At 28.1% G+C, this 20,280-nt stretch carries 15 protein-coding genes; 9 read left to right on the top strand and 6 right to left on the bottom strand.

Going from position 1 to position 20,280, the window contains the following annotated elements; all coding sequences use genetic code 11:
• Window positions 1–33 precede the first annotated feature (33 nt).
• Entirely contained in the window at window positions 34–927 is an 894-nt protein-coding gene (locus BR69_RS0107600; protein ID WP_027632655.1) for a LysR family transcriptional regulator, read from the bottom strand.
• A gap of 510 nt (window positions 928–1,437) precedes the next feature.
• Window positions 1,438–3,492 (bottom strand): sigma 54-interacting transcriptional regulator, encoded by a 2,055-nt coding sequence (locus BR69_RS0107595; protein WP_034849537.1) that lies wholly within the window; start codon window positions 3,490–3,492, stop codon window positions 1,438–1,440.
• 141 nt (window positions 3,493–3,633) lie between these two features.
• Between BR69_RS0107595 and BR69_RS0107590 the strand changes: the two genes are divergently transcribed.
• On the top strand, window positions 3,634–4,914 hold the full coding sequence (locus BR69_RS0107590) for an ABC transporter substrate-binding protein (RefSeq protein WP_027632653.1): 1,281 nt from the start codon (window positions 3,634–3,636) through the stop codon (window positions 4,912–4,914).
• A 67-nt stretch (window positions 4,915–4,981) separates the two neighbouring features.
• Here the strand turns inward: BR69_RS0107590 and BR69_RS0107585 are convergent, their stop codons facing one another.
• Window positions 4,982–6,097 carry a glycosyltransferase family 4 protein gene (locus BR69_RS0107585; RefSeq protein ID WP_027632652.1) on the bottom strand — a complete coding sequence of 372 codons (1,116 nt, stop codon included), beginning with the start codon at window positions 6,095–6,097 and terminating at the stop codon, window positions 4,982–4,984.
• 130 nt (window positions 6,098–6,227) lie between these two features.
• On the opposite strand from BR69_RS0107585, the gene BR69_RS0107580 reads away from it, so the two are divergent.
• Genes BR69_RS0107580 through BR69_RS0107570 form a run of 3 tightly spaced genes read left to right on the top strand, consistent with a single transcriptional unit; the run spans window position 6,228 to window position 8,989 of the window.
• Entirely contained in the window at window positions 6,228–7,268 is a 1,041-nt protein-coding gene (locus BR69_RS0107580) for a CotS family spore coat protein (RefSeq protein ID WP_027632651.1), read from the top strand.
• A complete protein-coding gene (locus BR69_RS0107575; protein ID WP_027632650.1) occupies window positions 7,252–7,983 on the top strand; it encodes a hypothetical protein in 732 nt (243 codons plus the stop codon). Before BR69_RS0107580 ends, BR69_RS0107575 begins: the two co-directional genes overlap by 17 nt.
• A 13-nt stretch (window positions 7,984–7,996) precedes the next feature.
• Window positions 7,997–8,989 carry a protein kinase family protein gene (locus BR69_RS0107570; protein ID WP_027632649.1) on the top strand — a complete coding sequence of 331 codons (993 nt, stop codon included), beginning with the start codon at window positions 7,997–7,999 and terminating at the stop codon, window positions 8,987–8,989.
• Between the two features lie 91 nt (window positions 8,990–9,080).
• Here the strand turns inward: BR69_RS0107570 and BR69_RS0107565 are convergent, their stop codons facing one another.
• The 3 genes from BR69_RS0107565 to BR69_RS0107555 form a co-directional block, all read right to left on the bottom strand.
• Window positions 9,081–9,818 carry a TIGR03915 family putative DNA repair protein gene (locus BR69_RS0107565; protein WP_027632648.1) on the bottom strand — a complete coding sequence of 246 codons (738 nt, stop codon included), beginning with the start codon at window positions 9,816–9,818 and terminating at the stop codon, window positions 9,081–9,083.
• 2 nt (window positions 9,819–9,820) lie between these two features.
• Complete coding sequence (locus BR69_RS0107560) at window positions 9,821–11,131, bottom strand: putative DNA modification/repair radical SAM protein (RefSeq protein ID WP_027632647.1); 1,311 nt, start codon at window positions 11,129–11,131, stop codon at window positions 9,821–9,823.
• 169 nt (window positions 11,132–11,300) lie between these two features.
• Window positions 11,301–12,428, bottom strand: coding sequence for a glycosyltransferase family 4 protein (locus BR69_RS0107555; RefSeq protein WP_027632646.1), 1,128 nt, complete (start codon window positions 12,426–12,428; stop codon window positions 11,301–11,303).
• A gap of 107 nt (window positions 12,429–12,535) precedes the next feature.
• Between BR69_RS0107555 and BR69_RS0107550 the strand changes: the two genes are divergently transcribed.
• From BR69_RS0107550 to BR69_RS0107530, 5 genes are all read left to right on the top strand, one after another.
• Window positions 12,536–13,540 (top strand): CotS family spore coat protein, encoded by a 1,005-nt coding sequence (locus tag BR69_RS0107550; RefSeq protein ID WP_027632645.1) that lies wholly within the window; start codon window positions 12,536–12,538, stop codon window positions 13,538–13,540.
• 630 nt (window positions 13,541–14,170) lie between these two features.
• Entirely contained in the window at window positions 14,171–16,210 is a 2,040-nt protein-coding gene (locus BR69_RS0107545) for a glucose PTS transporter subunit IIA (RefSeq protein WP_027632644.1), read from the top strand.
• A 241-nt stretch (window positions 16,211–16,451) separates the two neighbouring features.
• Window positions 16,452–17,336 (top strand): sporulation peptidase YabG, encoded by an 885-nt coding sequence (yabG, locus tag BR69_RS0107540; protein ID WP_027632643.1) that lies wholly within the window; start codon window positions 16,452–16,454, stop codon window positions 17,334–17,336.
• Window positions 17,337–17,893: 557 nt separating this feature from the next.
• Window positions 17,894–19,591, top strand: a complete 1,698-nt coding sequence (locus BR69_RS0107535) for a methyl-accepting chemotaxis protein (RefSeq protein ID WP_027632642.1) — start codon at window positions 17,894–17,896, stop codon at window positions 19,589–19,591.
• Window positions 19,592–19,999: 408 nt separating this feature from the next.
• A complete protein-coding gene (locus BR69_RS0107530; RefSeq protein ID WP_027632641.1) occupies window positions 20,000–20,236 on the top strand; it encodes a Veg family protein in 237 nt (78 codons plus the stop codon).
• Window positions 20,237–20,280 lie beyond the last annotated feature (44 nt).

Raw genomic sequence — 20,280 nt, 5'->3', positions numbered from 1 at the left:
TGTAAAGCTTAATTAAAAGAAAGCTTGTACAAGTTATTTATTAAAAATTAGTTTAAAATGAGATTGTAATTCATCTAAAAACTCACGATTTTTACTTAAGAATTCTTTCTTATAAACCATATATACATCAAAATTATATTCAAAGCCTTCAAGTTCTATCTCTTTTATAGATCCACGTTGAAGCTCATTTTTTATAGATAAGTAAGGAACAAGTCCGATACCATATCCATTTAAAATAGCAGATTTAGCACTTTCAAAGGAATCTAAATTTAATATAGTATTTAAGTCACCTATATTTTTTCCTTCATGTAATAAAGCCTCTCTAAGATTATTTTTTATGTTAAGCCTTTTATTTAAAAGTATAAAAGGATATTTAAATATATCATCAAGGGTTAAGGAATCCTTTACATTAAGTTTAGATGATGCAGCTAGAACAAGTCTATCTTCCCCTATTTTAGTACAAGCTACATGCTTATCATCTACAAAGGAATATAATATTCCAATATCACATATATCATTTAAGATTTTTGAAAGTATAGTATTGTTGTTATCAAAATTAACCTTGATTTTATTGTTATACTTATCTCTAGATTCCTTATTATAATTTATAAAAATTTCAGGAATAAAGGAAGTAAGAGTATAGTATGAGCTTAAGGATACATTATTAATTGTAGAAGAGTTGATATCTTCAATCATCTTATCATAGGCATTAATTATAATCTCACAATGCCTTAATATTAGCTCCCCCTGAGGTGTAAGACTAACACCTTTATTACTTCTTTCTAAAAGTTTTACCCCAAGCCTTTGCTCTAATTTTTGTATCTGTTGACTAAGAGCAGATTGCGAGATATGACAATCTGTTGCTACCTTAGAAATGCTTCTAAATCGAGCTATGTTGTAGAAATATTTTAAATATTCTATGTTCATGTTTATCCCCCTAAAAAACTTATTCTACTTTAATATTAAAAAAAATATCTAATATAGTAAAGGGAAATTTTATATTATTATAAATATTACTAATATAAAGAAGGAAATAGTTATAATAATATAAATATTTCTTATAAATTATAAGAAATATTATATGTATAATAAAAAAAGAAAGAGGTGAATCTAGGGTATCACCTCTTCAAGCTTTATTTATAAGTGGGTAGTTTTCTTTATATAAAAATACATTTATAAATAGAGCAAAAACTATGCCAAGATTAAAATATATAATTTACCTAGAAAAAGCTATATAGAGTATTTGAAAAATCTATACTTTGAACCATATATGAATCGATTGTGTTCTAAAAGTGACTCTTTGAACCGCATATGAATCGCTTTTAAAATTCCAATTAACTCTTATAAAAATATATTTTGAAAGTTTAGCTAAGTTAAATTGAAATTTTATAATATCTGTGCATAGGAGTAAAATAAGTCATATTATAATTATAAAAACTAGGATAAATTATATTTACTTAGCTTTCTTACTAAAGAAGATTGGCTAATTCCTAAAGCATTAGCAAGCTTCCGTGTAGTAGGATACTTTTTTTTAGCATTTTTTAATATGGATATTTCTAGCTCTTCTAAAGCAACTTTAAGGTTAGGAATATAATCTAAGTCTTTTGAAGAAGAGTCTTTATTTAATGAATTTATACCTAGGATTTTATTAACATCTTTAGGCATAATTATAGATTCTTCAGAGGATATTAAAAGTCTTTGAATAAAGTTTTCTAGTTCTCTTATATTTCCAGGCCACTTATGTTCAAGTAAAAGACATAAGGTATTTCCATGAATAGATTTGCTTAGCTTAAATTTTTTATTATATTTATAAATAAAGTGATTGATTAAGGGGATAATGTCATCACTTCGTTCCCTTAAGGGAGGAATATGTATTGGAAATACATGTAATCTATAATATAAGTCTTCTCTAAAACTTCCTTTTGATACTTCTAAGCTTAAATTTTTATTAGTAGCAGCAAGAATTCTTACATCTATTTTTATGGGAGTAGTTCCCCCAACCCTGTATATTTCCTTTTCTTGAATGGCCCTTAAAAGTTTAACTTGTAGAGGAAGAGGAAGATCACCTATCTCATCTAAAAATAATGTTCCACCATTAGCCATTTCGAAAAAACCCATCTTTCCATGGTTATGAGCTCCAGTAAATGCTCCACCCTCATAACCAAATAGTTCTGCCTCCAAAAGATTTTTAGGTATAGAAGCACAATTTATTTTTATACATGGTTTAAAGTTTCTATCACTGGATTTATGAATTAAGTTAATAATAATTTCTTTTCCAACTCCAGATTCACCGGTTACAAGAACAGTACAATCAAAGTTAGCCACCTTTAAAGCATTATCAAGAACTTTTTTCATTTCTTCAGATTTAAATATATATTCCTCAAGGGAAATGTCCTTTAACATATTACTTTCTATATTGTTTACGCGTACCTTATTACTTAAAGAGGGAAGAGCGTTGTTCTTTTTCAGTCTATTTTTAATTAGTTCCTTTAATCCAGGATCTTCTTTTAGCATTTGAAGAGTAAAATCAGCATGTCCTTCAGTGTAGCCTTTATATCCAATTATATTTATATCACGGCCCATTCCTTCAGCAGAAACACAGGTAGTTTTATAATTTGAACCTAAACTAGATAAATATAAAGAGCCTTTATTAGTAGTTGATAAAATAGAAAAGAGTTCAGAGCCAGAATTATTTATACAGTTAATAGTTAAATCAAATAAATCTTCTTTTTTTAATAGAGATTCATAAGCCTCTAGAGGCTTCATAGCATCAATTGAATAAATCTCATCAAATATGGTACTTACCTTATTATTAAAATCTTTGTCGGTGTCTAATCTTATACCAACTAGTTTTCCAGTATTTTTTAGCTTTTTTCTGGCGGCATATCCACAAATAAGTCCCATAACTCCAGAAGCACCTAATATCAAAATTCTATCTGTTGGTTTTGCTAAGTTATAGGTATTTACTGCAGAGCCAGCTTCATCTAATACAGCGAGTAGTAAAGGTAGTGGAAGGTCATTATTTACTTTCATTATAGGACAGCCAGAGAAGATTATGGCTTCTCCATCTATATACACCTGTCCAGTACTACTATCAATTGATAAGATTTTATTAATACTAAGAGGGGTTATGGCAAGAGAGGTTAAGCTTATAACATTATCATTACTTTTTAATTTATATATGTTATGATAGTTAATACCCATATTTTTTACCTTGCCGTAAAGTATTCCGCCTGTTCCTGTTACAGGGTTATGAAGTTTACCCCTAGATTCAACAATGTTTAATATTTTATTTTTGATTCTATTTTCATCTCCATCACATTCTATGAAAATTTGTTTAAAGCTATTTGAATCTAGCTTTAAAACAGATACTTTAATAAGAAGTTCAGTGGAGTTTATATAAGCTTTATTATCTAATTTCCAAGCTGAATGGGGAAACGAATTTTTAGGTTCTAAACATCTGTTCTCACCATAATCATATATTTTTGACATAATATCCCTCCTGGTTTTATTATAACATAATGGGTATTTGTTAATAAATTAAAAAGTAAGGGATTTATGGAGAGAATAATCTTTATACTTTTCTTTGTTTCTGATATTATAAGTAGAGATTTCAAAAGTTAGGTGATTAATATGAAAAATAAGTATATAAGTATATTACTTTTAATAATAATTCTTTCTTTTACCCTTTCCTCTTGTACTGCAGGAAAAAAAGATAAAAGAAAGTTTACAGGAGAACTAAAAATACTTACATTTAAAGAGTACGAAGGATATTTTAATAAGGCATCTGAAGTTTATAGAGAAGAACATAGAGATGTCAAAATAGACATTAAAGTCATAGACAAAAACAACTTAAAAAATGAGATTAAAGATAGCATAAAAGAAGGAAGAGAATATGATATAGTCTCTACAACCAATATGGAGGTATATGATTTTTATAATGACTTAGAGTATATACATCCATATGTTTCTGACTTTATAAAAGATTTTGATAATAAAAAGTTAGAATCATTAAAGACTTATGGAGCACTAAAAGTATTTCCTATGAATGTAGAGGTTATGGGAATTTACTACAGGGATGATATTCTTAAGAGTATGGGGGTTACTGCCTTAGATATAAATACCTGGGAGGATCTCTTAAATTTAGGTATAAAATTAAAAGAAAAACATGGAATTAAGCTTCTAAGCGCTAATATAAAAGGAAAAAATTCCATATACTCTCTTTTAATTAATCAACTTTTAACTAATTATAGAGATAAAGATAGAAAGGTTACATTAGCTTCAGAAGAATCTATTAAGGCATTGAATTTAATAAAAAAGTTAAAAGACTTAGACCTTATAAATATTATCCCAGAGGAAGAGGATGGAGAAGAGGACTTCTTTAAAGGAGAAACATTAAGTTTTATAGGAAGTAATAGATCCATAGAGAAAATTAAGAATTTAGTAAAAGATAATAATTATAATGAAAAAATTGTAATGAATAAAATACCAGCCTTTGAGCCAGGAGGAAATAGATCAGTAATAAGTATTACCAGTGATATAGGAGTTATGAATAATGCAAAAAATAAAGAATTAGCAAAGGATTTTATAAAAACTTTGCTTACAGATAAGGTGGTACTAATAGAAGGAATAACAAATAATTATATGTTACCTCTTTATAAGCCAATTTACTTTAATGATTCTATAGATAAAAGTATAGATTTTTTAAATAATGACAAGGTTCTTAGGAGATTTGAGTATACTTCCCGAGATGCATATATGAGAGAAGTAGATAATATGTATAAAGAAATAGATAAGTTTATTGGTGGTAATATTTTGGAAGTTATAAAGAATAAGGATATTAAAAATAATATAAAAGATTATGAAAAGAAATTAAATGAAACTATATATGAAAAAGAAATTCCCCTTAGATAAAGTTCTAAGGGGAATTTTTATAAATATATTAAAAGGAGTTGATTTATGTCTGTTATATAATATAGTATTAACAACTATTATGAATGTTATTCAATGCAATTAAGGTTTTTTCAGCAGTTTTCCTCCAGGAAAAGTTTTTTGCTCTTTCTAGAGATTTATTCTTAAAATAAATATTTTTATCACAATCATTTAGTATGTCTTCAAATTCTTTTAGGAACATATCATTATCATAAGGATCAAAAAGCACACCATTATCCCCAACAACTTCAGGAATTGATGTTAAATTAGAACATAATAAAGGGGCACCACAGCACATAGCCTCTAGAGGGGGAAGACCAAAGCCTTCATAGAAGGATGGGTAAACAAATAAGGAGCAGGAGTTATATAAAATAGCTAGAGTTTCTTCAGAACAGTATCCAGGAAATATAACATTACGTTCCAATCCTTTAGATTTTACATAATCTAAAAGTTTTTGTCCCTCATCTTTTATAGACCCTGGAAGTACTAAAAGATAGTCTTTTTTTACATTAGCCCTATCTAATATATCTACAAGAGACTTAACATTTTTTCTCTTACTAAATCCACCTACATATAGTACGAATTCTTTATCTATACCTAAATTATTTTTCAAGTATTCTTTGCACATTACTTTATCTAGTGGTCTGTAATTATTATTAGCAGCTAATGGGGTAACATGAATTTTATTTTCATCTATAGGGAAAAACTTTAAAATATCATTTTTAGACCACTCTGATACAGTTAAAATTCCATGACTTTTTTCAATTATATGAGGCATTTCTCTTAAGAATTTGCTCAGATATCCACGTCCAACGGTTTCAGGCATGGTATAGGGGATTAAGTCATGAATAGTAATTACATATTTATTAGCTCCTTCACCTAAAAGCCCCATACCATTTTGAGGTAACCAAAATATATCTATGTTTTCTCTTTTTAAATGATTTGGAAAGTAATTTTGTTCAAAAAATCTTTGATGACGCCTAGAGGTCATTATAATATTTGTATTCTTCTTTTTAAGTCTACTATAGTCATCCATTGACCAATATATAGAATAGTTATTATAATCATCTATTTCTAAAAGTTCATTTAAAACATTATCAGTGTAAGTACCTATACCTGTTCCTTTATACCAGTTGATACCCCGTGCATCAATGGCTATATTCATAAAATATCTCTCCTAAAGTATTAGTTATACTATCATAAATATTATAAGCTCATCTAAAAGGTGCAAATTATCACAACAAATAGAAAAAATACATATACTGAGATGAGAGTAGTATTTTGGAGGGAATGGTTTGAACATAGACCTAGTAGCAAATCGGGTTAAAAATAATTATAAAATAAATATAGAAGATATAGAGAAGATAAAAAATGTTTATAAAATAAAAAGTAAAGATGGAGAAATTTATTCTTTAAAAATAATAAACTATGAATTTAAACATTTTAATTTTATAGTAAATGCTATAAAACACCTGAGAAACAATGGGTTTAATGGAGTTTTACCTTTTATTAAAACAAGGTTTAATGAAGATTATATAGAGTTAGACAATAAAACTTTTGGGTATGTAAATCCATGGATATCCTGTAGGGAAAGTAACTATGATAATCCAATAGAAGTAGAGAGGATATCAAAATTTTTAGGGGAATTACACCTAAAAAGCAGAGGTTTTAGCATAAAGGATAATATGAAGCCAAGAATTGCTTGGATGAGCTGGTATACAACTTTTCATACAAGACAAAATGAAATCTTAGATTTCAAAAATAGAATAGAAAAAAAGAGTAAAAAAACAGCTTTTGATGAACTCTATTACAAGCATATTGAAAGAAATCTAGAGCTTTGTAATGAGACCTTGGTAGATATAATAAACTGTAATTATATAAATAGGATGAAGGACGAGATGATGAATAAGGGGTTTTGTCATCATGATACAGCTCATCATAATATTTTACTTACAGAGGACAACCAGTTAAAAATAATAGATTTTGATTATTGTATTTTAGATACCCATCTTCATGACCTAGGAAGTTTAATAATTAGAGTCTTAAAGAATGGTAAATGGCATATTAATACAGCTATAAATATATTAAATAGTTATAGTGAGGCTTATAGATTAACCTATGATGAAATACCCATAATGGCAGCCTTTATAAAATTCCCCCAAGATTTTTGGCAGATAGGTATACAGTACTACTGGGAGATGAAAAATTGGGAAGAAGAATTTTTTGAAAAAAAACTTTTTAAAATATTAGATGATATGGAAGCAAGAAATGATTTTAGCAAAGAACTTAAGATATTATATAAGGGAGGCTTAAAGGGGAATGTGTTCAAACTGTAAAGATCTTAAAGAGCTTTTGAGAGATAGGGGAGTTGAATTTAAAGTTATAAATAAGAATAGGGAATATAACTTAGTAAATCAATTAGAGGCAATAAATAGATTTCATAAGTATACCAATGGATATATTTTTAAGAACAAAGGAATTCTTGATAGTAGCATGGGGAAAAGGATGGAATCATGCTTTGTTGATACAATAAAATTAAAAAGAATGATTTATAGCTTAAATAATAAAGAAAAATTAAATTCTACAGATATGGTGATTTTAAAAGAAGGACCAATGATGCTAAGAAAAGCTGAGGAGGCAATAAGACATAAAAATAGTAATACCTATAGAAATATTATAGAGCGGGCTATAAAAAATTCAGAGTTATGTATTGGAGATGTAAGTATAGAAAATATATGGATTCAGGAGAGATTATATATAAGATCTCTTGATAAATGCTCTTATAATATGATAGAGGATGATTATATAAGTATATTGTTAGATAGGAAGAAAAGGGGAGAGGGTTTTAACCTTAGTGATGTGGTTAAATATATATGCTCCTTAGAGAACCTTTCTAAGGATAGTTACAACTATATAGTAGATTTGGTAAATTACCCTTATAGCTTTATGAAGAATTTTAATAGGTATAGGGAGGGGAGAAAGGAATGGGACTTAGAAGAATATGAGAGTAGGATTTTAAGGGCTATTAAAAGAGATACTATAGCACTTTAATTAGGAGGAGTATATGGATTCTAAATATGGGCAGAGAGAATTGTTGTGTGAATATAATTTGTCCACTGATTTTTTTGAAAGTAAAAATATAATAGTTAGTGATTTAGTTCCATTAAAGGATAGTTATTTGCTAACTACAAATATAGGAGCTTTACTATATAAAAAGGTTTTAAAGGAAAATGAAATCGGAGTATTAAGGGATATTATAGAGAATAATGAATTTTTAAGGGAGAATTATGAAGTTTTATATGAAGTTAAAAATGAGAATGATGACCAGTTTTATTTTCTAAAATTAAGGAGTGATTTCCAAGGAAATATGAATTCCATAGACTGCAGTATAAGTGCGGTAAATGGTCTTAAAAAATTTCATTTAAAAACAAAACCTGTGAATATGAATTTAGATAATAGCATTTTTAAAGAAAAATTAATTAAGCATATGAAAAAGGATTTATATAAAATTAAAAATTATAAAGAAAGAGTAGATAATATAGAATATAAAAGAGGATTTAATAAAGTATTTTCAGAAAATGTAGATGATATAATTTACAGAATTAAATTAGTTATAGAAAAATTAAATGAAACCCACATAGAAAAAGCTTTAATATGCCTTTGTATTAAGGATACATCTTGTCATAATGTTATACATTATGAGAATGAAGGATTATTTATAGATATAAGTGATAGTTACCTAGGATTTAGATCTATAAACTTAAGTGAATTTATAGATCAATGTATTAGGTACTTTGACTATGATATAGAAAGAGGAAAGATGATTTTGGAGGAATATATAAAGGATATAGACCTTACAGAGAATGAACTGATTCTTATGTATTTATACTTTATATATCCTGAGGATATAATAGAGATTATAACATCTTATTATGATTGTATGGAAAGTTTTAATGAGGAAATTTTTTTAGGTAAGTTAAGCAAAAGACTTTCATTAAAAGATAATAAAATAAACTTTTCAAAACTTATAAAGGAGTTTTATATAGATAAAAAATAAAGTTTTAATTCAATAATAAATTGTAAATATAGTTTGTTAATGTAAAAAACAGCAATGATTTTTTTAAAAGAATTATTGCTGTTTTTCTTATTTATTCATTTACTTCAAACATATGCTTCCAATATTTTTTAGGCATATAGGATTTTTGAAGACGTGGATTTTTTCTTTCTTTTATGGTCGTATGATTAAAATATGTTTTAAAAAGTTCCTGAAAATCATCATTTATATTATCATTAAGTACTACAGGGTCTGATAATTCCTCTATGATCCATTTTTTATTTTTATAAATACCTAAAAGATTTCTCCTTAAGTCATGGATTACAAAGGTTTCATTTGGGAGTCTATTTATAAAGTGAGGCATAATTAATGGAAGTATATTATTTGTAGGCTCTATGGTAGAATATAAGGTATTATTTTCTAAAGAAGAAAATCTTATAAATCCTTCCATACGATGAACTTCAAATTGTACTTTTTTAATTTCTTTACTAATATTGAGCACTATAGAATTGTGAAGATAAGAATTAATAAGGGGGCCTATCTTAAAAGCAAGTCTTAAATATTTTAATATAAGAGTATCAATATATTTATTTCCGCTCAAATAAGCATAATATATTAAATTTAAAGTTTCTTTATTTAGTTTTGAGGTTATCCCTTCCTCTACCTTTTTGCTTTTTATATCATCAGTTTTTATATGAATTATATCATGAAAAAGTTCAGGGGAAAAGTTACAACTTTTAAAAATTTCAGTAGGTTTTTTAGCATTATAATAGCTCTCATATATACAGGTTAAAAGTCCATAAAAGCTTCCATCATATAAATAAACAATCATAATTATAAATCTCCATGTAATCTAGAATTTAAATCTGTTTTTATAAAGTTCATAGGACTAGAAGGTAGGTTACTAAAGAATGAGAGCTGCTGAATATTAACATTCTCCACAAGTTTTTTATTCTCTAGCTTATTTCTAATATAAAGAGGTTCGAAAACACTATCGCCAAAATATTTTCCCTTACATGTTATAAAATATTTAGCTCTTTTAATAACTACTCCAAGTTTTTTTATGTCTTCAAAGGATAAATAATGAACCTTTCTAGTAAGAATTATCCTTCTAGCGCTTGTAAATCCTATACCAGGTATTCTTATTAAGGTTTCATAGGAAGCTTTATTTATCTCAATGGGGAAGGAGTCAAGATTATTTAAAGCCCAATTAGTCTTAGGATCTAGTTTAATGTCAAAGTTAGGATTGTCTTCATTTAAAAGCTCTTTAGCTTTGAATCCATATAACCTTATAAGCCAATCTCCTTGATATAGTCTATGTTCTCTAAGAAGAGGCGGTGAAAATACATTAGGGAGAACATTAGAAGTATTAACAGGAACATAGCCAGAATAGTAAACTCTCCTAAGTTTAAAGGTTTTATAAAGGTTTTCAGTAAGTGATAATATATTAAAATCGCTTTCTGGGGAGGCACCTACAATAAGTTGAGTACTTTGACCACCAGGAGCAAAAAGAGGAGCAGATTTAAATTTAAATTTATTTTCATCATGTTCAAGTATTCCGTTTTTTATAAGTTTCATAGGCTTTAATATATTGTCTTTTTTCTTTTGTGGGGCTAAAAGTTTAAGACTGCTAGAGGATGGAAGCTCTATATTTACACTTATTCTATCAGCATAAGCTCCGGCCTCTTTTATTAATGACTCTTCAGCTCCTGGGATTGCCTTTACATGGATGTAACCATTAAATTTATATTCTATTCTTAAAAGTTTTAATGTTTTAACTAAAAGTTCCATGGTATAACTTGGACTTTTAAATATAGCAGAGCTTAAGAATAATCCTTCTATGTAGTTTCTTTTGTAGAAGTTTATGGTAAGTTCAGCTATTTCATAAGGGGTAAAAGCTGCACGGCTGACATCATTTGATGATCTGTTTATGCAATAACTACAATCGTATATACAGTAATTAGTTAAAAGAATTTTTAGAAGGGATATGCATCTTCCATCAGGAGTAAAACTATGACAAACACCACAAGTTGATGCATTTCCAATACCACTATTTAAGTTTTTTCTTTTGCTTCCACTAGAAGAACAGGAAGCGTCATATTTTGCAGCAGATGATAATATAGCTAGTTTTTCCATAATATCCATAGTTACTATCTCCTTAATAAAAAAAATAAATTAATTATATGAAAATTAGGGTTATTAAATAATTATATACGAATGTATGTTCGGTGTAAATAGATATAAAATAAAAAGGAGATGTAGACAAATGAAAGGTTACTCATATGGGCACATCTCCTTAGAATTTATAAATTAATTAAAAATTATTTATTGTTTTATTATAAGCTATTAATGTTTGTTTCCCTGTATTTCTCCAAGTAAAGTTACTATTTCTAACTATACCCCTTAAAATTAATTTTTCCCTAAGGGGTTTATCATCTAATACTCTTATTATAGAATCCTTAAGTTCAGTTATATTATTAGGATTTATAAATAAAGCAGCATCATAGACAACCTCTGGTATGGAGGTTACATTAGAACAAATAACAGGAGTACCACAAGCCATAGCTTCTAGAGGAGGAAGTCCAAAACCTTCATAAAAGGAAGGATAAACAAAAACTTCACAGCTGTTATAGAATAGGGGCATATCTTCACTGGGAATAAATCCAGGGAAGATAACCTTATTGGATATTTTAAGTTCTTCACAACGCTTCTTATAGATCTCATAGGATATACCCTTGGTACCAAGGATTAATAGCTTCAGTTTTCTCTTGGTACTATTTAAAACTTGGCTAAAGGCCTCTATTAGACCTATTATATTCTTTCTAGGACTAAAACCACCTACATAAAGAACATAATCATCTGTAATTCCATATTTTTTCTTAATAATATCTTTGCACATAAATTTATCCATAGGTTTATAGATTTCCTCACTAGCTAATGGAGTTACAAAGATTTTATCTTTAGGAAAATTAAAGGATGATGAGATATCTTTTTTAGAAAATTGAGAAACTGTTATTATACCTTCACATTTTTCTATTATCTTTGGAATCTTATCATTAAATAATTTTAAATATTTATCTCCCACAGTATGAGGAAGTTTTAATGGAATAATATCGTGAAGGGTTATTATTAGTGGAGAGTTCAAGTTTTCATTCATTCCTATACCATTCTGAGGAATATGATATAAGTCTAGGGGCTGATTTACAACTTTGTTTGGAACATCTATGCTATCCCAAAAACTTTCTTTTAATGTGGTTTCTCCAGAGATTGTTTCGAAGTTGTTTCTTAGATTTAAAGGTATAGTGGAATTTTTTGGGGAAAAAATCATATAATTATTTATATCATCTATATTATTTAAAGTCTTAAGGAGTTCATAGGTGTAGGTTCCTATGCCTGTACCTTTGTACCAAACAGCAGCTCGACCATCAATGCCTATTTTCATAAGTACAATCCTTTCTTTTTTGCTATATTCTATTATATTATTTCTAGGGAAAAAATGTTAATAATTAATAATTAACATACATATAAATTATAAGGGAGGTGATTATTATGATGAGAGAATTTGAAATAGAAAGACAATTTAACATAAAAATAGAAACTTTGAAGCCTAATAGAGGGGTATATTACTTAAAGACCAATAAAGGTGAAAAGTGTTTGAAAAGAATAAATTATGGACCACAAAAATTACTTTTTGTATATGGAGCTAAAGAGCATCTAATAAATAATGGCTATGGTAGGGTAGATAAATATGAGTTAAATATAAGTGGGGAGCCTTTTGCTCTAGTGAATGAAGACTTATATACACTATCCCAGTGGATAGATGGAAATGAGTGTGATTTTAAGAATATAGATGAGGTAGAGAAGGCGGCTAGGAATCTAGCAGAAATGCATTTAGCTTCAAAGGGATATGAACCACCAGAAAACAGTAAACTTAAGAGTGACTTAGAGAGATGGCCTCATTTAATGGACAAGAGAATAAAGGCATTAGATAAGATGCTAGATATGTCAAGAAAAAAAAGAGAAAGAAGTGACTTTGATATATCATATATAAAATCCTTAGACTTTTATAAGGACCTAGGAAAAAGAGCAAGAAAAGTCATAGAAAACTCAAGCTATCTTGAACTTTGCAAAGAGGCAGAGGAGGCAAAGAGTTTTTGTCATCATGACTATACCTATCATAATATAGTAATAGATAATAATGGGCTTTATAATGTAATAGATTTTGATTATTGCAAAAGAGAAATAAGAGTTTATGATATATCTAATTTTATGATAAAAGTTTTAAAGAGAAATAACTGGGATCTAGAATTTGCAAAGAAAATTTTGGATGGATACAATGAGGTTTCCAAACTTCGTAAAGAAGAGCATAGGGTATTACTTGCATTTTTACTTTTCCCTCAAAGGTATTGGAGGCTTGCTAATAGATATTATTATAATGAAGTAAACTGGGCTCATAATACATTCTCTAATAAGATTAAAGATCTTATAGAAGAAAAAGAGGATTATGTTAAGTTTATTGAAGAGTTTAAGGAATATATTAATGAATCAGAATAGTAAGTTTAGTTTTAAATATGTATAAGGAAAAAAATAGAGACTTTCTAATGAGATTTTTTTATTTTTATTTGTAGGAGATATGGAAATAGAAATTATATTTATGGACTTGAGCTAAAAAATATAGAGTATATTTTTAATATATGTGAATTTTTATAATACTATTTGTAAAAGCTATACTATATAGTTTTATAATATTTACACATAACTCTAACTACAAATATTGACATGGATATGAAAAAAGAGTAAAATTAAGCCATTGATAGTTTATTTTATTTATTTTGATTTAATTATATTTAAGAAATGTTTTAAGAAATGATAAAGCATATCTAAAAGGGGTTATTGTATACTCTTTTTGGTATGCTTTTTTATTTGTTTATAAATATTACTTATGAAGGTTTTGGGTTTTAACTTAAGGTTAGAAACTTAGTATATTAGTAGGTATCCTCAATTTAACATTAAAGTATTCCTTGAATTTTTGCTTAGGAATTTTATACATGATGGTGAAAAAATCTATGTAAGTTTAGATTTCACTGAGTTTATCTATAAGTATATAACTTCAATATTTATTTTTAAAACCTAAATATATTATAAGTATCAAGATGTTTTATTTTTATTAAAAGGAGGATTATTATGAAAAAACTGTTTTCTATTCTTCAGAAAATAGGTAAGTCCTTAATGCTTCCTGTATCTGTTTTACCAGCAGCAGGACTTTTATTAAGACTTGGACAGCCAGATTTATTAAATATTCCTTTTATGGCAACAGCAGGAGATGTTATTTTTGGTAACCTTCCTATGATATTTGCTGTAGGTGTTGCTATAGGGTTCTCGGGAGGAGAAGGAGTTGCAGCTCTTGCAGCTGTTGTTGGTGAGTACATATTAGAAGGAATAATAAAGCTAGCTGGAGATACAGCAGCTTTAAAGGCAGCAGAAGCAGCTGCTAGTGCTCAAGGAATTGCCCTTGATGCATTTAAGTTAACTAAGGATTATACTGATATAGTGGCAGCTAATAAAATTAATATGGGAGTCTTTGGTGGTATTATAATAGGTCTTACAGCAGCTATTTTATATAATAAGTATCATAATATAAAATTACCACAAGTTTTAGGATTCTTTGGAGGAAAAAGATTTATTCCTATAGTTACGTCTATAGCAGCTTTAATAATAGCGTACATAGGTGTTAATATATGGCCAATACTTCAAGATGGAATCGATGTCTTTGCAAAATGGGCAAGTACATCAGTGCTTGGACCTGCATTCTATGCTAGCGGAAAGAGATTACTAATACCAGTTGGATTGCATCATATGTATTATCCACCTTTCTTATACCAATTTGGAGAATATGTTTCTAATGGAGTTTCCTATTTCGGAGATTTTGCGAGATTTTTCCATGGGGATCCAAGTGCAGGGGTATTTATGGCATCAGAATATCCAATATTAATGTTTGGTCTTCCAGGAGCAGCGGTAGCAATGATACTTGCAGCTAAAAAAGAAAATAGAAAATCAGTGTCAGGGATGCTTATATCAGCAGCTTTTGTTGCTTTCTTAACAGGTATAACTGAACCTATAGAGTTTTCATTTATCTTTGTGGCACCTATGCTATTTGTATTCCATGTAGTAGCAGCTTTTGCTTCAGGAATAATAACTAGCCTTTTAGGTATTAGATTAGGTTATACATTCTCAGCTTCATTTATAGATTATGTCCTTGGATATAGTTTTGCTGGAAAACCTCTTCTTATATGGCTTGTAGGAATAGCATTCTTTGCATTATACTTTGTGGTATTCTACTTTGGAATAAGAGCTTTTAATCTTAAGACTCCAGGTAGGGAGGATGCAGAGGTAGAAGGTGGAGTAGACACTTCTATTAAGGATTTAAAGGGACTTGAAAGATCAGCTAGAGTGTTACATTCTATAGGTGGTAAGAATAATATTCAAGTACTGGATGCTTGTATAACTAGATTAAGATTAACTTTAGAAGACCCTTCAGCTGTTGATAGAGGAGCTTTAAAAACTCTTGGAGCAGCAGGAGTTATGGAAGCAGGAAATAGTGTTCAAGTAATATTTGGAACAGAAGCTGAGAAGATAAAAGATGATATTAAAAAGCTTATGGCTAATGAAGACTTATTAAAAGAATCTTTAAAGCTAAATGATGTGGAACCAGAGAGAGATTTTAAAGAGGAAGTAGAAGAAAAAAAAAATAATAGTAGCAATAACATAGAAATTGAGGAGTTTAATTCTCCTGTAGATGGAAAGATAGTAGAGCTTAGTGAAGTTCCAGATTCAGTATTTTCTCAAAAACTTTTAGGCGATGGATTTGCAGTTGATACTACTGGCTCTAAGATATTTGCTCCAGTAAGTGGAGAAATAGCAGTATTATTCCCTACAAAACATGCAGTAGCTATAAATACTGAAAAGGGATTAGAATTATTAATACACATAGGGATAGACACTGTAGAGCTACAAGGTAATGGATTTACATCTCATGTAAATGTTGGAGATAAGGTTAAAAAAGGTGATTTATTAGTTACCTTAGATAGGGAAGAGATTTTATCAAAGGGCAAGAGTTTAATGACTCCAGTAATAATAACTAATATGGATAAAGTTGAAGACTTAGAAGTGAATTTTGGAGATCATAAGGCTATAGAGCATATAATGACTGTAAAAGTTAAATAGAAATTTAAATAAAAATAGGGGTAGTTTTTTACTACACCTATTTTTCATTTTATATGTGGAATAAAGTTTTATGGAGTTTTTAAGAAAGACTTTAAAGCTTTAAAACTTTAATTATTTTATAAATTCTAGCTATATTAAGCATAATCTAACCCATAGAAAAATTAAGAAATAGGGATAGGGTGTCATATTATTCCAAATAGCATATTATAACATAGTAACAATAATACCAAGGAGAAGCTCTATGGAAATAGGAGATATTGTGGTTAGGAAATCTTATAAAAAAGATATAGCTTTTAAGATAATAGATAAGAAACAAGGAGATGATGGAAAAACAATATATATATTAAAAGGAATGAATCTTAGAATAATAGCAGATTCTCCAGAAGAAGATCTTGAGGTAGTGAAGGAAGATTATAATGGAGAGAAGGATATAATTTTTAATAGGGCAGTAAAAGCAACTATTCAAAGTATTATGGATGATAGACAAGGAAAAAGTATTGAGGTTTTTACAAGAAAACGGATCCAGAAATCAGGAAAGGTAGTACCAAGTAAAGAGCTTATCTTTGGTAGACCAGGAAAGATACTGCATGTGGATGGGGATCCTACTTATCTTGAAAACTGTTTAAAGGTATATAAACAACTTAATATAAATGCTGAAGGTTTTGCAGTTAAGGAAAAAGATCAACCTTCTAGAGTTGTAGAACTTGTAAAAGAAGCAAAGCCTGATATAGTGGTTTTAACAGGCCATGATGGAATGATAAAAGAAGCCAGGGATTATATGGATATTAATAATTATAGAAATTCTAAATACTTTGTTGAAGCGGTAACTGAGCTACGTAATTATAATTCTAGTTATGATGAGCTAGTAATATTTGCAGGGGCATGTCAATCTTGTTATGAAAATATATTAGATGCAGGAGCTAATTTTGCAAGTTCTCCAAGTAGAGTCCTTATACATTGTCTAGACCCTGTATTTATATGTGAGAAAATAGCTTATACTAATATAGAAAAAGTTGTACCTATTCATGAAATATTAGAAAATACAATCACAGGAATGAAAGGTATAGGAGGGCTTCAAACAAGGGGTAAGTATAGAGAGGGATTTCCGAAGTCACCTTATGCATAATATAAGCACTTATATAAAGTTGAAGTTTTACCTTAGGGTAGAATATTCAACTTTATCTATGTGAAGATTATGTTTTCACATAGTGTTATATAGAATGGTGTTAAAAGTTAAGATAGAATATTTAAAGAGAAATATAGGGTTTTAAGTTTAAAAATTAATTTATACATATGGCTAAAGAAAAAGAAATCAATGATATTTTAAAAGAATAAGTTAAAGCTTAATATAAAAACCCTATATAAGGTTTTTATATAAGTTCTTAAGGTATACATGGATTTACTCTAGTAAAAAAATTAAGCTTTGGAGAAAGTAATATATATTTTAGATATAGAATACATAATTAAAAAGTTTTAAAGGGATATATAAAAAATAATTAAAGTTAAATTTGCTTAATTATATTATGTAAAATCATAAAAATATGATAAAATAATGTACACATAAATTTATCATATTTTTACTGGTTAAATAGTTAAGGAGAACAAATAAAACCTAAAATTATACCAAAATGGTATAGAATATTTGGTTAAAAATATTTAAAAAATTATATAAGGAGAGAGCTTATGATAAAAAAACTTAGAAATATAAAGGTAAGTACAAGTATAATATTAATTAGTATATTTGCTTTAATCTTTGGATTATTAATAGCTTATGTTGGCTATAAGGGAATAAATAATGTTCAAAATAATGTAGAAAGTATTAATGAAGAGAGCGTAGTTCCTCTTAGCTTAGTTTCAGGAATTAGAGGAGAATTTGCTAATATAAGAATAGAGGCAAATAAAGCTTTAGCAGAATATAGTAGTGACTATGAAGTGACTATAAAAAAACATAGGGACAAAATAGAAAACTATTTAAAAGAGTACAATAAAATAAAGCTAAATAGTGAAGAAAAAGAAAGTATAGAAAATGTTAAAAAGGATTTAGATAAGTACATAAGTACATGGGATGAAATAAAAATTCAATTGGAAAAAGGTAACAAAAGTTATGATGACTTAAGAAAGAGTATTAATGAAACAGGAATAAGTTTAGAAGAAAACCTATTTGAATTAAAAGAACATTCTGTAAAAAAAGGAAAAGATATATATTTAGAGAGTGACAAATCTTATAATAACACCATAAAGATATTCTTTGTGATAACATTATTAAGTGTAGTTATATTTGCATTTATAGCCTATGTTCTAGAGAAATTTATAAAGACCTCATCACAGAATATGGTATCTAATTTAAAAACTTTAGCTAAAGGTGATTTCACTTTAGACTTAAATAATAATAGTAACAATGAATTTGGAATAATGGAAAAAAGTTTGGCTGAGATGATTAAAGATGTAGCAGCTATATTTAAAAACATACAAGAAGGTTCGGAAAATATTGATGGACAAGCCATTAGCTTATCAAAAATATCAAAAGAGATGAATAATGTGTCTGAAAATATAACTAAAGCCATACAAGAGGTAGCCAAAGGTTCTAGTACCCAGAGTGAAGATTTAATGATTATATCTGAACTTTTAGAGGAATTCAGTAAAAGACTAGATGAGATTACAGATGGAATTAAATATATAGAAGATAGTACAAAGCAGATTGACCATAGAGCTGAAATAAGTAATTCTAATATGATGGGACTTATAGAATCTATAAATAAGGTGAACATATCCTTTGGAAATGTTAGAGATAATATAGAAGAATTAGATTCTAATATAAATAAGATAAACGATATAACTGATATTATAAATAATATAGCTAATAAAACTAACCTATTAGCCTTAAATGCATCCATAGAAGCTGCAAGAGCAGGGGAAAGAGGTAATGGATTTGCAGTTGTTGCAGATGAGATAAGAAAGCTAGCAGAGCAATGTAAGGTGTCATCAGAAAATATATATGCTTTGGTTGAAGAAACTGTAAGTGTGAAAAATACTTTACTGAATACAACTAAGAATATGAATAGTGAAGTAAATGGTGAAATAGATAAGGTAAATGATACAGTTAAATCTTTTGAGGATATATCAAATATGCTTGAAGAGTTCGTAGATAAAGTAAAAGATGTTAACGAGTCAACGAAGGTTCTAAATAATAAAAAGGATATAATAGTTGAAAAAGTTGAAGGGGTGGCATCTGTTTCTCAAGAGGTAACATCTTTATCAGAAGAGGTATCTGCAGCTTCAGAAGAGATGTATGCATCATCAGAAGAGGTGTATTCTGCAGCAGAACTCTTAACAACAGAGGTTAAGACTATGGATTCTAACATAAGAAAATTTCAATTTTAATTATAGATTTATATAATTAATGAATAAAATGAGAAGGAACTTAATTTATTAAGTTTCTTTTTGTTTTATAATTTTAAAGTTTATTTATTAAAGTATTAAGGGAAAGGCAATTAGAAAAACATATGAATACCATGATGTATTTTATAAGTATATCTTAAATTTATCATAGTAATTTGTATGAAAATCTATACAAATTATTAGGTTACTCATAATAGGGTAATTTATAAAAGAAAAAAACAGCATAAATTATATATATTTTGATAATACTATCAAAGTATAGGGAAATAAATATGTTGTTAACAGAAAATTAACGTTGACATATATATTTGTAACGTGGTAAAATATAAAGTTTATTTGACAAATATGATATTTTCATATATAATATAAAGTGGAAAGAGGGTGTTAAAAATGGAAAAAAGTAGAACTCTTACTTCCATAAAGAGAGATATAGAAAGCCATGTAGGTGAAAGAGTAACCTTGAAGGCCAATGGAGGAAGAAGAAAAATTTTAGTTAATAGTGGAGTATTAGAAAAAACATATCCATCTATTTTTATGATAAGATTGGATAATGACACCCAGAGGACAGTGACATATAGTTATTCAGATGTTTTAACAAAAACAGTTCAGATAGTGTTTGGTAAATAAAACAAGTGGTTAAGATTTAGTTCTTAACCACTATTTTTTTTAAT

Origin of the sequence: Clostridium hydrogeniformans DSM 21757 (assembly GCF_000686705.1) — a bacterium.
GTDB classification, from domain to species: Bacteria; Bacillota; Clostridia; order Clostridiales; family Clostridiaceae; genus Clostridium_Z; species Clostridium_Z hydrogeniformans.
This window is presented reverse-complemented; position numbering and strand designations above follow the sequence as displayed.